13 protein-coding genes are annotated in these 13,256 nt (G+C 73.2%); 9 read left to right on the forward strand and 4 right to left on the reverse strand.

Going from position 1 to position 13,256, the window contains the following annotated elements:
* The first annotated feature begins 100 nt into the window (after positions 1 to 100).
* The 3 genes from EAO77_RS20125 to EAO77_RS20135 all read left to right on the forward strand — a co-directional run bounded on the left by EAO77_RS20125 (position 101) and on the right by EAO77_RS20135 (position 3,968).
* Positions 101 to 883, forward strand: a complete 783-nt coding sequence (locus tag EAO77_RS20125; RefSeq protein ID WP_147989684.1) for a class I SAM-dependent methyltransferase — start codon at positions 101 to 103, stop codon at positions 881 to 883.
* A 360-nt stretch (positions 884 to 1,243) separates the two neighbouring features.
* Positions 1,244 to 2,344 carry a C40 family peptidase gene (locus EAO77_RS20130; protein WP_147989685.1) on the forward strand — a complete coding sequence of 367 codons (1,101 nt, stop codon included), beginning with the start codon at positions 1,244 to 1,246 and terminating at the stop codon, positions 2,342 to 2,344.
* A gap of 379 nt (positions 2,345 to 2,723) precedes the next feature.
* Complete coding sequence (locus tag EAO77_RS20135) at positions 2,724 to 3,968, forward strand: PP2C family protein-serine/threonine phosphatase (RefSeq protein WP_147989686.1); 1,245 nt, start codon at positions 2,724 to 2,726, stop codon at positions 3,966 to 3,968.
* 283 nt (positions 3,969 to 4,251) lie between these two features.
* On the opposite strand, the gene EAO77_RS20140 is transcribed toward EAO77_RS20135, so the two are convergent.
* From EAO77_RS20140 to EAO77_RS20150, 3 genes are all read right to left on the reverse strand, one after another.
* Entirely contained in the window at positions 4,252 to 4,596 is a 345-nt protein-coding gene (locus EAO77_RS20140) for a DUF2516 family protein (RefSeq protein WP_147989687.1), read from the reverse strand.
* 134 nt (positions 4,597 to 4,730) lie between these two features.
* Positions 4,731 to 5,312: a hypothetical protein gene (locus tag EAO77_RS20145; protein WP_147989688.1), complete on the reverse strand. Its 582-nt coding sequence runs from the start codon at positions 5,310 to 5,312 to the stop codon at positions 4,731 to 4,733.
* Between the two features lie 34 nt (positions 5,313 to 5,346).
* Positions 5,347 to 5,775 carry a helix-turn-helix domain-containing protein gene (locus EAO77_RS20150; protein ID WP_147989689.1) on the reverse strand — a complete coding sequence of 143 codons (429 nt, stop codon included), beginning with the start codon at positions 5,773 to 5,775 and terminating at the stop codon, positions 5,347 to 5,349.
* A gap of 156 nt (positions 5,776 to 5,931) precedes the next feature.
* Between EAO77_RS20150 and EAO77_RS20155 the strand changes: the two genes are divergently transcribed.
* The 4 genes from EAO77_RS20155 (at position 5,932) to EAO77_RS20170 (ending at position 10,127) form a co-directional block, all read left to right on the forward strand.
* Positions 5,932 to 6,366: a helix-turn-helix transcriptional regulator gene (locus tag EAO77_RS20155; RefSeq protein ID WP_147989690.1), complete on the forward strand. Its 435-nt coding sequence runs from the start codon at positions 5,932 to 5,934 to the stop codon at positions 6,364 to 6,366.
* 19 nt (positions 6,367 to 6,385) lie between these two features.
* Positions 6,386 to 6,799 carry a VOC family protein gene (locus EAO77_RS20160; protein ID WP_147989691.1) on the forward strand — a complete coding sequence of 138 codons (414 nt, stop codon included), beginning with the start codon at positions 6,386 to 6,388 and terminating at the stop codon, positions 6,797 to 6,799.
* A gap of 36 nt (positions 6,800 to 6,835) precedes the next feature.
* Positions 6,836 to 9,226: an ATP-binding cassette domain-containing protein gene (locus EAO77_RS20165; RefSeq protein WP_147989692.1), complete on the forward strand. Its 2,391-nt coding sequence runs from the start codon at positions 6,836 to 6,838 to the stop codon at positions 9,224 to 9,226.
* A gap of 268 nt (positions 9,227 to 9,494) precedes the next feature.
* On the forward strand, positions 9,495 to 10,127 hold the full coding sequence (locus EAO77_RS20170; RefSeq protein ID WP_147989693.1) for a histidine phosphatase family protein: 633 nt from the start codon (positions 9,495 to 9,497) through the stop codon (positions 10,125 to 10,127).
* 262 nt (positions 10,128 to 10,389) lie between these two features.
* Here the strand turns inward: EAO77_RS20170 and EAO77_RS20175 are convergent, their stop codons facing one another.
* On the reverse strand, positions 10,390 to 11,208 hold the full coding sequence (locus EAO77_RS20175) for a TetR/AcrR family transcriptional regulator (RefSeq protein ID WP_147989694.1): 819 nt from the start codon (positions 11,206 to 11,208) through the stop codon (positions 10,390 to 10,392).
* Positions 11,209 to 11,336: 128 nt separating this feature from the next.
* On the opposite strand from EAO77_RS20175, the gene EAO77_RS20180 reads away from it, so the two are divergent.
* Both EAO77_RS20180 and EAO77_RS20185 read left to right on the forward strand, forming a co-directional pair.
* Complete coding sequence (locus tag EAO77_RS20180) at positions 11,337 to 12,386, forward strand: ATP-binding cassette domain-containing protein (RefSeq protein ID WP_147989695.1); 1,050 nt, start codon at positions 11,337 to 11,339, stop codon at positions 12,384 to 12,386.
* On the forward strand, positions 12,379 to 13,143 hold the full coding sequence (locus EAO77_RS20185; RefSeq protein ID WP_147989696.1) for an ABC transporter permease: 765 nt from the start codon (positions 12,379 to 12,381) through the stop codon (positions 13,141 to 13,143). Before EAO77_RS20180 ends, EAO77_RS20185 begins: the two co-directional genes overlap by 8 nt.
* Positions 13,144 to 13,256 lie beyond the last annotated feature (113 nt).

The following is a 13,256-nucleotide window of genomic DNA, read 5'->3' on the forward strand; positions in this document are numbered from 1 at the left end:
GGCCCCGCCCGGGTGGGGTGGCGGCGGGCGGTCCGACGGCCCCGAAGGGTGAACCGCTCGGGCTGAGGACGCGGCGCAGGGCTCGCTTACCCTCGATGGCATGAATCGCCCCGTCGGCACCGCCACCCGCGGGACGACCAACCCCAACCGTCTGCGCCGGATGGACCGCTGGATCGCGGCGGTCCACGGGCCCGCGCTGCGCCGCAGCGCGGCGCCGCCGGTCGCCGTCGACCTCGGGTACGGGGCGGCTCCCTGGACCGCGGTGGAACTGCTCCAGCGCCTGCGCACGGCCGACCCCCGCGTCGCCGTCGTCGGCATCGAGATCGACCCCGCCCGGGTCGCGGCCGCCGCACCCTGGGCGCGCGAGGGCCTCGCGTTCCGGCACGGCGGCTTCGAGGTGCCGACCGCCGGGCGGCCGGCGCTCATCCGGGCCGCGAACGTGCTGCGCCAGTACGACGAGGACGAGGTCGCGGCGGTGTGGGCCCGGCTGAGGGGCCGGCTGGCGCCCGGCGGACTCCTCGTCGAGGGCACGTGCGACGAGATCGGCCGGCGTCACGTATGGGTGGCACTCGGGCCCGAGGGGCCCCGATCGGTGACGTTCGCGACCCGGCTCGGCTCGCTGGAGCGGCCGTCCGACCTCGCCGAACGGCTCCCGAAGGCGCTCATCCACCGCAACGTCCCGGGGGAGCCGGTCCACGCCTTCCTCCGCGACTTCGACCGCGCCTGGGCGGCGGCCGCGCCCTACGCCTCGCTCGGCGCACGCCAGCGGTGGATCAGGGCGGTCGGCGACCTGGCCCGCGACTGGCCCGTGACGGACGGCGGACGGCGCTGGCGCCAGGGCGAGGTCACCGTGGCCTGGCACGCGCTGGCACCTGCGGCCTGACGCTGCGGCGCGGCCAGGGCCCGAACCCGGCGGCCCGCGGCCGCCGTTACCGCCCGCGCACCGGCCGATCCGGCACTCTTCACCGCGCTTCGCCACGAACAGGACACCCACACGGGTGAACCTGACGAACACGGGAACGGCGGGGCGTCGCCGCTCGTCAGTGACGGTGGAGCGGGGAGATGTGACACGCGTCGCGGATCGGCAGGCGGCGCGGGACGGGGCGGCGCGCACACGGGGAGCCGAACTGCCGTGCGGCTCTGTCGCTTTCGCCGGAGCCATGACACCATCACGGTCGTCACCGCTAAGTTACTGACCGTTAATCGGATTTCACGGGCCAGGTGTTCGCCCGGAGGGGGAGTCGTGCACCGTCGCCGCATCGCCACAGCCGCCGCGATCGCCGTCGTCAGCGCCCTGACCGCGCTGACCCTGTTCGCCTCGCCGGGCACGGCGTACGCCGCCCCCGATCCCCGGCCCGAGCCGCCCGCATCGGTCACCGTGCCCGGCGCGATGGCGCCGCCCGCGCCGAGCGCCTCGCTCGAAGCCGTCCGGCTGCGGATCGAGACGCTCTACCAGCAGGCCGCCTCCGCGACCGATGCGTACAACCTCGCGGAGGAGCGCACCCGCAAGCAGTCGGCGGAGCTCGTGACCCTGGCCGAGCGGATGGCCGCGGGCGAGGCCCGCATCGAGGAGCTGAAGAACCGCGCGGGTGCGGCCGCCCGCGCCCAGTACCGGGGCGGCGGCCTGCCCCCCGAGGCCCAGCTGGCCCTCACCGACGACCCGCAGCTCTTCCTGGACGGCATCGGCCGGATCCGCCAGGGCCAGAAGGCCACCAAGGACCTCATCGGGGAACTGAGCGAGGCCCAGGCCGACTTGGCCGCCTACAGCAAGGACGCCGGCCTCCAGTGGGAGAGGCTGGAGGACAACCGGGTCAAGCGGGAGAAGGCGCGCAAGGAGATCACGGAGAAGATCGCCGAGGCCAGGAAGCTCGAGGACAAGCTGCAGAAGGAGGAGCTGGAGCGGCTCCTCCAGCTCGAACGGCAGGCGCAGCAGCAGGCCCAGACGCAGTGGCTCGACTCCGGCATACTCCGCGAGATCGACGGCCGCGCGAGCGAGCAGGGCAAGAAGGCGATCGCCTTCGCCACCGCGCAGATCGGCAAGCCGTACGTGTGGGGTGCGGAAGGCCCGGCGTCGTACGACTGCTCGGGGCTCACCCAGTCGGCATGGGCGGCTGCCGGGCGGGGCATACCGCGCACCTCGCAGGAACAGTGGCGCCTGCTCCCCCGTATCGACATCAGGGACATGCGCCCCGGAGACCTGATCATCTATCACGCCGACGCCAGCCATGTCGGGATGTACGTGGGCAACGGCTCGATCGTCCACGCCCCCCGCCCCGGCCGCCATGTGACGCTGGCGGGCGCCGGTTCGATGCGGATCCTCGGAGTCGTACGCCCCGACAGGTGACACCCTCGGAGCCCAGCCGCGGTGCGTTCGGGAGCCGGGACGCGCCCCGGCTCCGAGTACGGGATCACGTGATCTGCGTCCCACCGCACGGTCGGTGAGGCGTCCGGCGAGGCGGGGCGAAGGGCGCCGCCGGGCCCGCACCGGCCCGGCACGTGAGCTGCGCCACCCGGCACAAAGGGCGAAAGGGACGAGGCGTCGATGAGCGCGTGACGTTCGTCATGGATCGGCGGCCAACTACGCCCCCATGCGCGGCATATGCCGCTGGCCTTTCGCCGATCACCATTCCGTTCGGCCGCCGCATACCGCTATGGTCCCCGTCTGGCGGGACGTCGTTCGTCGTCCTGCCGCGCCCTCGGGGGGAGGGAAGGAAACAACACCGATGCCCGTACCCGTACCGCGACAGAGGAACGCCCCCGTCGCGGAGACCGCCCCAGGCGGGGCTACCGGAAGCGACCTGACGCTTCTGGTCATCGAGGACGACCCGGCGGGCACCCTCAGCGTCCCGGAGCTCCTCGACGCGTCGGGCACCCGGGTCCGCATCCGCACCGCGCGCAACCTCACCGAAGCGGAGCGGCTCCTCACCGACGACGTGCACTGCGTGCTCGTCGACCTCGCCCTGCCCGGACGCACCCAGGACGAGGAGCTGGGCGCGCTCAAGCACGTCCTGCGCCTCGCGCCCCGGCACGCGGTGCTGGCCCTGACCGCCTCCGGCGACACCGAGCTGGCCGCCGAGGCGGTCCGCGTCGGCGCCCAGGACCACCTGGTCCGCGAGGAACTCGACGCCCGGCTGCTCACCCGCGCCGTCCGCTACGCGGTCGAACGCAAGCGCGCCGACGCCGCCCAGGTGAAGCTGGCCGAGTCCCGGCTGCGCGCCCAGGAGAACGCCCGGCTGGAGCGGGGCCTGCTGCCCACTCCCCTGCTGGAGGGCTCCGATCTGCGCTTCGCCGCGCGCTACCGCCCCGGCCGCTCCCGGGCACTGCTCGGCGGCGACTTCTATGACACCGTCCGCACCCCGGACGGCACGGTCCACGCCATGATCGGGGACGTCTGCGGCCACGGCCCGGACGAGGCGGCGCTGGGTGTGGAGCTGCGCATCGCGTGGCGTGCGCTGACCTTCGCCGGCCTCTGCGGGGACGAGCTGCTCTCCACGCTCCAGCGGGTGCTGGAGCACGAACGGGAGAGCGACGAGATCTTCGCGACGCTCTGCACCGTGGACATCGCCCCCGACGGGCGGCGGGCGGGCCTGTGCCTGGCCGGCCACCCGGCCCCGCTGATCGCCCGCCACGGCCGGGCGGCCCATCTGCTGCCGTACGACGACGACGGCGGCCCGGCGCTCGGCCTGCTGCCCCGCGCCCGCTGGCCGCGCCGTCAGGTGGAACTGGGCGGCGTGTGGAGCCTGATGATGTACACGGACGGTCTGATCGAGGGCCGTCAGGGCCCGGCCACCCGGCAGCGCCTCGGCCAGGAGGGCATGCTTGCGATGGTCAACCGACAGCTCGCGGCGGGCCTGGACGGCGAGGCGCTGCTCGAGGCGGCCGTCGGCGAGGTGCGCGAGATGAACGGCGGCGAACTGACGGACGACGTGGCGGTCCTGCTCCTCAGCCGGCACGCGAAGCCCGCCTGACCGCTCCCCCGTGGCCCCGGGCCTTTGCCCTCCGGCGGGGCTGTGCCGCGGGAAGGCGCCGGCCCCCTCCGGCGCGGGCGGCCGCCGTCCGGAGCCGCGGGCCCCACCTGCCCGGAGCCGCGGGGCGCGCCCCCGCTGCCCGCCGGGCCGAAGCCGACGCGTGCCGCACGCCGTCCGTCCCGCCCGGGACCCTGCCCGGACATGCCGACGGCGCCCGCGGAGCGGGCGCCGTTGCGGGTGGGCACAGGGCCGGCGGCGGGCGGACGCCCGCAGCCGTGGGCGGCTAACGGCCGCCGTTGTACGGGCCGTACGGTCCGTCGCTGCTCGATCCGCCGGGGCGCCGGCCGCCGCCCGAGACCTGCTGGAGGGCGGGGCGCACGTCCACGAAGAACACGATGGCGGCGATCAGTCCGGCGATCGACAGGAACAGCATCGAGAGCCACGGGATGAGGTTCACCAGGGCGGCGAGGCCGAGGACGATCAGCCAGAAGGACTTCGTCTTCTTGTCGGCTGCACGGTAGGCGTCCTCACGGGCCACAGCGGCCATGACCAGGGCGATCAGCGAGGTGGCGACGAACACCAGTTTGGTGATCATCCACAGCCCGAAGTCGAAATTTTCAGCCAACATCCTGGAACACCGCCTCGTCAGTCGTGTGTGCCGCCTCGCGGCCAAGGTACCTCCGGGGGAGCCGCCCGCGCGATGAGCCGGACGGGCACCGTGTCATGCGGCTCCCCCGCGGGTTTGCTCCCCGGGTCCGCGGGTCACTCCGCGGCGGGGGCCTTCTTGGCTGCGGCCTTGCGCACCGGCGCCTTGCGGGCGGCGGGCTTCTTGGCCCCGGCGTCCACGGTCTTCGGCGCGGCGGTCCCGGCCTGCCCGGCCTTCGGCTCGGTGTCGGGCTCGACGGCGACGGCGATCTCCACGATCTCCTCGGCCGTCTCGCCGCGCCAGGTCCTGACCGCCTGCTCGCCGTGCTCGGCGACCCGCTCGTAGGTCTCGCGGGCCTTGACCGCGTACTCGGCCGCCACGCCCACGCCGCGCAGGGCGAGGTCCTGGGCGGTCTCGCCGAGCTTCTTCAGGTCGGTGTCCAGGCCGCCGATCACCTCGGTCACCTTGGCTTGGATGGTCGCCTGGGCCTTGCCGGCCTGGGCGGACACCTTCTCCTGCACGACCTTGGGGTCGGTGTTGCGCACGGTCTCGAAGCGGCCGGGCGCCTCGGCGGCGAGCTGCTCCAGCAGCGCGGGCACCTTGCGGGCCTGCTGCACGGCGAGGTCGGCGGTGCCGGCGGCGAAGTAGAGGGGGGTCGGGTCGCTGAAGGTCTTGCGCAGGTCGTCGGTGATGGCCATGACTGTCGTCCTCCCGAACGCAGTGGGGTTCTTCTCAGGTCGACTTCGGTTCGGCTTCGCCCTCGCCGGCCGTGCGGGGGCCGTCCTCGGGTGTGCCCTCGGCGCCGGCCGCAGAATCGAGTCCGTTCTCCTTGCGGAAGGACTCGTAGATCTGCAGCAGCACCTGCTTCTGGCGCTCGTTGATCGACGGGTCGGCGAGTATCACCGCCCGCGTCTCCAGCGGGTCGCGCTCCTGCTCGTCGAGGATCCCGGCCCTGACATAGAGGGTCTCGGCCGAGATCCGCAGGGCCTTGGCGACCTGCTGGAGCACTTCGGCGCTGGGCTTGCGCAGCCCACGCTCGATCTGGCTCAGATAGGGATTGGACACCCCGGCGGCGTCGGCGAGCTGCCGCAGCGACAGCTGCGCACTGCGCCGCTGTTCGCGTAGGTAGTCACCGAGATTGCCGACGTTGAGCGATGCCATGCCCCGATGGTGCCGCATCTCTGCTAACTATTGCAAGCAACTGCTTGCAATAGTGTTCCACGCCACCCACACGCCCCGGCCCGGGCCCGCGCGCGGGCGGCGGCAGCCGCATCGCGGCCCGGACGGCGGGGCGGCCGCTGTGGCACGATTCCCGGGATGACCAGCAGACCGACCCCGGCCCAGCATCTGCGCGATCTCGCACTGCTGCGCCGCGTCCGCGACCGGATCGACCGGGAGTACGCGCAGCCGCTGAACGTCGAGGCCCTCGCCCGCGCCGTGAACGTGTCCGCCGGGCACCTCAGCCGCCAGTTCCGGCTCGCGTACGGCGAGTCCCCCTACTCGTACCTGATGACCCGGCGCATCGAACGCGCCATGGCCCTGCTGCGGCGCGGCGACATGAGCGTCACCGAGGTCTGCTTCACCGTCGGCTGCTCCTCGCTGGGCACCTTCAGCAGCCGCTTCACCGAGCTCGTCGGGGTGCCCCCCAGCGTCTACCGCCGCCAGGCCGAACAGGCCACGGCGGGGATGCCGCCGTGCGTCGCGAAGCAGGTCACCCGACCGATCAGGAATCGAGAAGCGCCGCCTTCGTGACGCCTCTAACGTGACTGCCATGGACATCAGCATTCACGCCAGTTTCCTCCCGCAGGACGACCCGGAGGCCGCGCTCGCGTTCTACCGCGACACCCTCGGCTTCGAGGTCCGCAACGACGTCGGCTACGAGGGCATGCGGTGGATCACCGTGGGCCCCGCCGGCCAGCCCGGCGTCTCCATCGTGCTGCACCCCCCGGGCGTCGACCCCGGCATCACCGACGACGAGCGCCGCGTCATCACCGAGATGATGGCCAAGGGCACCTACGGGAGCATCCTCCTGTCCACCGGTGACATCGACGGCATCTTCGAGCGTCTCCAGGCCGGTGACGCGGAAGTCGTGCAGGAGCCGACCGACCAGCCGTACGGTGTGCGCGACTGCGCCTTCCGCGACCCCGCGGGAAACATGGTCCGCATCCAGCAGCGGCAGGGCTGAGCCCGCCCGCGTGCCCGCCCCACAGATGGAGACACGATGAGCAGGACCACGAGGACGCGCACCCAGCCGTCCCCGCCGCACGCTGCCGACAGCCATGAACTGATCCGCGTGCACGGTGCCCGGGAGAACAACCTCAAGGACGTCAGCATCGAGATCCCGAAGCGCCGGCTGACGGTCTTCACCGGAGTGTCCGGCTCGGGAAAGAGCTCGCTGGTCTTCGACACGATCGCCGCCGAGTCGCAGCGGCTGATCAACGAGACCTACAGTGCCTTCGTCCAGGGGTTCATGCCCACCACGGCCAGGCCCGAGGTCGACGTGCTCGACGGGCTGACGACCGCGATCTCGGTCGACCAGCAGCGGATGGGCGGCGACACCCGTTCCACGGTCGGCACGGCGACCGACGCCAACGCCATGCTGCGCATCCTCTTCAGCCGGCTCGGCACGCCCCACATCGGCCCGCCGAGCGCCTACTCCTTCAACACCGCCTCGGTGAAGGCGGCCGGCGCCATCACCGTCGAACGCGGCAACAAGAAGGCCGTCAAGGCGACGTACGAGCGCAAGGGTGGCATGTGCACCCACTGCGAGGGGCGGGGCACGGTCTCCGACATCGATCTCACCCAGCTCTACGACGACTCCAAGTCGATCGCCGAGGGCGCCTTCACCATCCCCGGCTGGAAGTCGGACAACGTCTGGACCGTCGGCCTCTACGCCCAGTCCGGCTTCCTCGACCCCGACAAGCCGATCCGCCGGTTCACCAAGCAGGAGATGCAGGACTTCCTCTACGGCGAGCCGACCAAGGTCAAGGTCAACGGCGTCAACCTCACCTACGAGGGCCTGATCCCGAAGATCCAGAAGTCCTTCCTGTCCAAGGACAAGGAGGCGATGCAGCCGCACATCCGGGCGTTCGTGGAGCGGGCGGTCACCTTCACCGCCTGCCCCGAGTGCGAAGGGACGCGGCTCAGCGAGGGCGCGCGTTCCTCGAAGATCAAGAAGATCTCCATCGCCGACGCCTGTGCCATGGAGATCCGGGACCTGGCCGCCTGGGTCAGGGAACTGGACGAGCCCTCGGTGGCACCGCTGCTGACCGCGCTCCAGGGGACCCTCGACTCGTTCGTCGAGATCGGCCTCGGCTACCTCGCGCTGGACCGGCCCGCGGGCACGCTGTCGGGTGGCGAGGCGCAGCGGGTCAAGATGATCCGCCACCTCGGCTCCTCGCTCACCGACATCACCTATGTCTTCGACGAGCCCACCATCGGTCTGCACCCGCACGACATCCAGCGGATGAACGACCTGCTGCTGCGCCTGCGCGACAAGGGCAACACCGTGCTCGTGGTGGAGCACAAGCCGGAGGCCATCGCGATCGCCGACCACGTGGTCGACCTCGGCCCCGGCGCCGGAACGGCCGGGGGCACCGTCTGCTTCGAGGGCACCGTCGAGGGCCTGCGGGCGAGCGGCACCGTCACCGGCCGGCACCTGGACGACCGCGCCACGCTCAAGGACTCGGTGCGCGAGCGCACCGGCTCCCTGGAGATCCGTGGCGCCGACGCCAACAACCTGAAGAACGTCGACGTGGACATCCCCCTGGGCGTGCTCTGCGTCCTCACCGGTGTCGCCGGTTCGGGCAAGAGCTCGCTGGTGCACGGGTCGATCCCGGCCGGCGAGGGGGTGGTGGCGGTCGACCAGAGCCCCATCAAGGGGTCGCGGCGGAGCAACCCCGCCACGTACACCGGTCTGCTCGAACCGATCCGCAAGGCGTTCGCCAAGGTCAACGGGGTCAAGCCGGCCCTTTTCAGCGCCAACTCCGAGGGCGCCTGCCCCACCTGCAACGGTGCCGGCGTCATCTACACCGACCTGGCGATGATGGCGGGCGTGGCCACCACCTGCGAGGACTGCGAGGGCAAGCGGTTCCAGCCCTCGGTGCTGGAGTACCACCTCGGCGGCCGTGACATCAGCGAGGTGCTCGCGATGTCGGTGACCGAGGCGGAGGAGTTCTTCTCCGCGGGGGACGCGGCCACCCCGGCCGCCCACCGGATCCTCCAGCGCCTCGTCGACGTCGGCCTCGGCTACATCAGCCTGGGCCAGCCCCTCACCACGCTCTCCGGCGGCGAGCGCCAGCGCCTCAAGCTGGCGACGCACATGGGGGACAAGGGCGGCGTCTACGTCCTGGACGAGCCCACCACGGGGCTGCACCTGGCCGATGTGGAGCAGCTGCTCGGCCTTCTCGACCGCCTCGTCGACTCCGGCAAGTCCGTCATCGTCATCGAGCACCACCAGGCGGTCATGGCCCACGCCGACTGGATCATCGACCTCGGTCCCGGCGCCGGGCACGACGGCGGCACGATCGTCTTCGAGGGCACTCCGGCCGACCTCGTCGCCGCACGCTCCACGGTGACCGGCGAGCACCTCGCGGACTACGTCGGCGCCTGACGCGCTCCGCATGCGTTCCCCGTGCCGGGCGGGCATCGCCCGGCACGGGGAACGCCCGGCACGGGGAACGCCCGGCACGGGGAACGCCCGGCACGGGGAACGCCCGCGTCCGGAGCCGGGGCATACGAACGGCCTGGAACGCCGGTCACGGTCGGGTGTGGCCGGGGGCGGCCCGGCGGCGACGGGCTCGACCGGGAACCGGCGGGGTGGGGGCGGCGTCCACCCGGCTGTCCCCTACGACCCCCACGACGCCCCTGGAGCGACCGGCATGACCGAGGCCGCCACGCGCTACCTGTACCTCGCCCGGCACGGCGAGGCCACCCCCGACGAGAGCGGGCTCACCCCCGGCGGACGGCGCCAGGCCGAACTGCTCGGCCGCCGGCTGCGTGACGTGCCGCTGGCCGCGATCCACCACGGGCCGCTCCCCCGGGCCGAACGGACGGCGCACCTGATCGGCGGGCAGTGCCCGGGAGTCCCGCTCCACCGCTCCGAGGCGGCCGGCGACTACGTCCCGCACGTGCCCGCACGGGCGGAATTGCCGGCGGAGTCGGCCGACACCCTGCTGGCCTTCCTCGCCGGTGCCACGGAGGAGGAACGCCGCCGGGGGCCGGAACTCGCCCGCCGGGCACTGGAGTCGTTCACCGGACCGGCGTCCGGCGGCGAGGACCGGCACGAACTGGTCGTCACCCACGCCTTCCTCGTCGCCTGGCTCGTCCGGGCGGCCCTCGACGCGCCCGCCTGGCGCTGGATAGGGCTGCGGGTCGCGAACGCCGCGCTGACCGTCCTCGCGTACCCGCCCGGGAGGCCCTCGTCGGTGGTCCTCCTCAACGACATGCGCCACCTGCCGGAGGAGCTGCGCTGGACCGGCTTCCCGCCCGACCGCCACGACCGCCGCATCTGAACCGTGCACCCCGCCGCGCCGCGCACCCGGCGGGGGGCGCACCCGGCGGGGGCGCACGGCCCGGGGGCCTCCCGGCAGGCCCGGCGGCCGCAGGGCCGGGACATGGGCCGTAGCCCCGGTGCCCGCCCGGACGACCGGGCCGCGGTCACTCGCCGTGTGCGGCCCGGATCCGGGCATGCCGAAGACGCGGCCGGCGGCGGGCCGCACTCACCGACCTCCCACTCCCCCAAGGCGGTTGACGTCCATCCGCGCCCGGAGGGCATCAAGCGGGAGTCTCGCGGGAGGGGTTCCCCGAGGCGGCCGCACCCCGGGCACGGCGCGTCACCAGCACCTCGATCCCGTCCAGCACGCGTTCGAGGCCGAACTCGAACTCCCAGTTCTCGTCGTCCGGTTCGTACATGACCCGGCTCTCCAGGAGCCGGGCCAGCGCGGGATAGCGCACGGGGTCGGCAAGGCGTTCCAGCGTGCGGGTGTAGCCCCGCATGGTCTCCTCGGGCGTCCTGCCGCCCGCCGCGATCGCGGCGCTCAGGTCGGCCATGAGGAGGGCCTCGTTGCGCACGAACCCGCCGACGAGCAGGATCACCGAGATCTTCTCGCCCTCGTCGAGGGCGGTCTCCGCGAGCGCCGCGAGGCCCCGGTCCCACCAGGCGACGGAGTGCGGAGTGGCCGGCGGTCCGGAGATGGGGATGCGCAGCATCCACAGGTGGCGGTGGAAGACCTCGCGCTGGGCGCGGGCCCAGGCGTCCATGGCCTCCCGCCAGCCCGTGCCGGGGGCGGGCGGTGCGGGAGGCAGGCCCATGGCCGCGTCCTGCATCAGGATGTAGAGCTCGTCCTTGGCGGCCACGTACCGGTAGAGGGACATGGTCGAGACGCCGAGTTCCTTGGCGACCCGGCCCATGGAGACGGCGGCGAGCCCTTCGGCGGCGCCCACGGCGAGGGCCGCCTCGACGATGCGGTCGATGCCGATGCCCGGCTTGGGGCCCTTGCCCGGCCGCTGCCGGAGCCCCCAGGCCGCCTCCAGGCTCGCGGGCAGGGCGGAGTCCTCGTCCGCACGTGAACGCCCCGGTCCGCCGTCCGCCATGGCCGTCCGTCCTCCTTCGTCGCTTGACGCCCATCCTAGTTATGCGTAACCCTTACGCAGTAACGCGTATGCCATACGCAGAAGTGCCGGGCACCGCCCCGCGCACCGGACGTGAAGGGGACCAGGCCATGACCTCCAGCCGGCAGCCGCCACCCGCGGCCCGTACACGGAGCACCGCGCCCGCCGCCATCGAGGCCGAGGGGCTGCGCAAGGCCTACGGCCGGGTGCGGGTCCTCGACGGCATCGGCCTGCGGGTCGAGCGCGGCACCGTCTTCGCGCTGCTCGGCCCGAACGGGGCGGGCAAGACGACCACCGTGCGCGTCCTCGCCACGCTCACCGCAGCGGACGCCGGAACCGCCCGCGTCGCGGGCCACGACGTCGTCGCCGAACGCTCCCTGGTGCGCCGGGCCATCAGCCTCACCGGCCAGTACGCCGCGGTCGACGAGAAGCAGACCGGCGAGGAGAACCTGCGCATGATGGGCCGCCTCCGCGGCCTGTCCCGCCCCGGCGCCCGGCGCCGCGCCGCCGAACTGCTCGAACGCTTCGGCCTCGCCGACGCGGGCGGCCGCCTCGCCCACACCTATTCGGGCGGCATGCGCCGACGGCTCGACCTCGCGGCGTCCCTGGTCGGCGGACCGGAGGTCGTCTTCCTCGACGAGCCGACCACCGGGCTCGACCCGCGCAGCCGTCAGGAACTCTGGCAGGTCGTGCGCGAACTGACCGCCGGCGGCACGACCGTGCTGCTCACCACGCAGTACCTGGAGGAGGCGGACCGCCTCGCGGACCGCGTCGCCGTGCTGGACGCGGGCCGCATCGTGGCCGAGGGCACGGCGGCCGAGCTCAAGGCGACGGTCGGCGGCCACCGGCTCGACGTGGTCTTCGCCGACACCGCCGCCTATCTCCGCCACGCGTCCCGGGCGGCCGTGCACCGCTCCCCCGCCACGCTCACCGTCGGCCTGTCCACGGACGGGTCGGCGGCCCAGGTCCGCGCCCTGCTGGACGAGATCGACCCACGGCGGACGGACGTGGCCCGCTTCGCCCTCCACACCACCACGCTCGACGACGTCTTCCTGTCCCTCACGGGCGACGGCGGCACGGCGGGCGCCGGCCCGGCCTCCGCTCCGCCGCCCGGCACCGACGGCCGCCCCGCCTCCCGGACGGAGTCCACCCATGTCTGACGCACCCGGTCCGTTCATCCCGGCACTGACCATGGCGGGCCGCTGCGTCCGGCTCAGCCGGCGCGACGGAGACGCCCTGGTGACCTCGCTGATGCTGCCGCTGATGCTGATGCTGGTCTTCATCTACTTCTTCGGCGGCGCCATCGACACCGGCACGCAGTACGTGAACTACGTGGTCCCCGGCATCCTCGTGCTGTGCGCCGCCTTCGGCGCCGCGGGCACCGCGGTGCGGGTCAGCGAGGACATGAAGAGCGGCATCATCGACCGCTTCCGCTCCCTGGACATCGGCGGCACCTCGGTCATCGCGGGCCATGTCGCCGCGAGCACCCTGCGCAATCTGCTCGCGACCGCGCTGGTGCTCGGCGTCGGACTGCTCATCGGATTCCGGCCGTCCGCCACCGCGGCGGGCTGGCTCGCGGCGGTCGGGGTCCTGCTGGTGTTCCTGGTGGCGCTCTCCTGGCTGTCGGCCGCCGTCGGTCTGCTGGCCAGGACTCCGGAGGCGGCCGGCGGATTCACGTTCGTCATGATGTTCCTGCCCTATCCGAGCAGCGCGTTCGTGCCGATCGACACCATGCCCTCCTGGCTCCACGGCTTCGCCGACCACCAGCCGGTGACCCCGCTGATCGAGTCGCTGCGCGGCCTGCTCCACGACCAGCCGGTCGGCTCCTCGCCCTGGGTGGCACTGGCCTGGTGCGGGGGGATCCTGGCGGTGGCCGTCGCCCTGTCGCGCGTCCTCTTCGCGGCCCGCACCCGCTGACCCCCGCGGTGGTGCCGACCCGGCCGCCCGCACGAAGGCCCCGGCGGGGCTCCAACCCCCTGACCCCCGCGGTGGTGCCGACCCGGCCGCCCGCACGAAGGCCCCGGCGGGAC

The sequence above is a fragment of the Streptomyces sp. T39 genome (assembly GCF_008042045.1).
GTDB lineage: Bacteria > Actinomycetota > Actinomycetes > Streptomycetales > Streptomycetaceae > Streptomyces.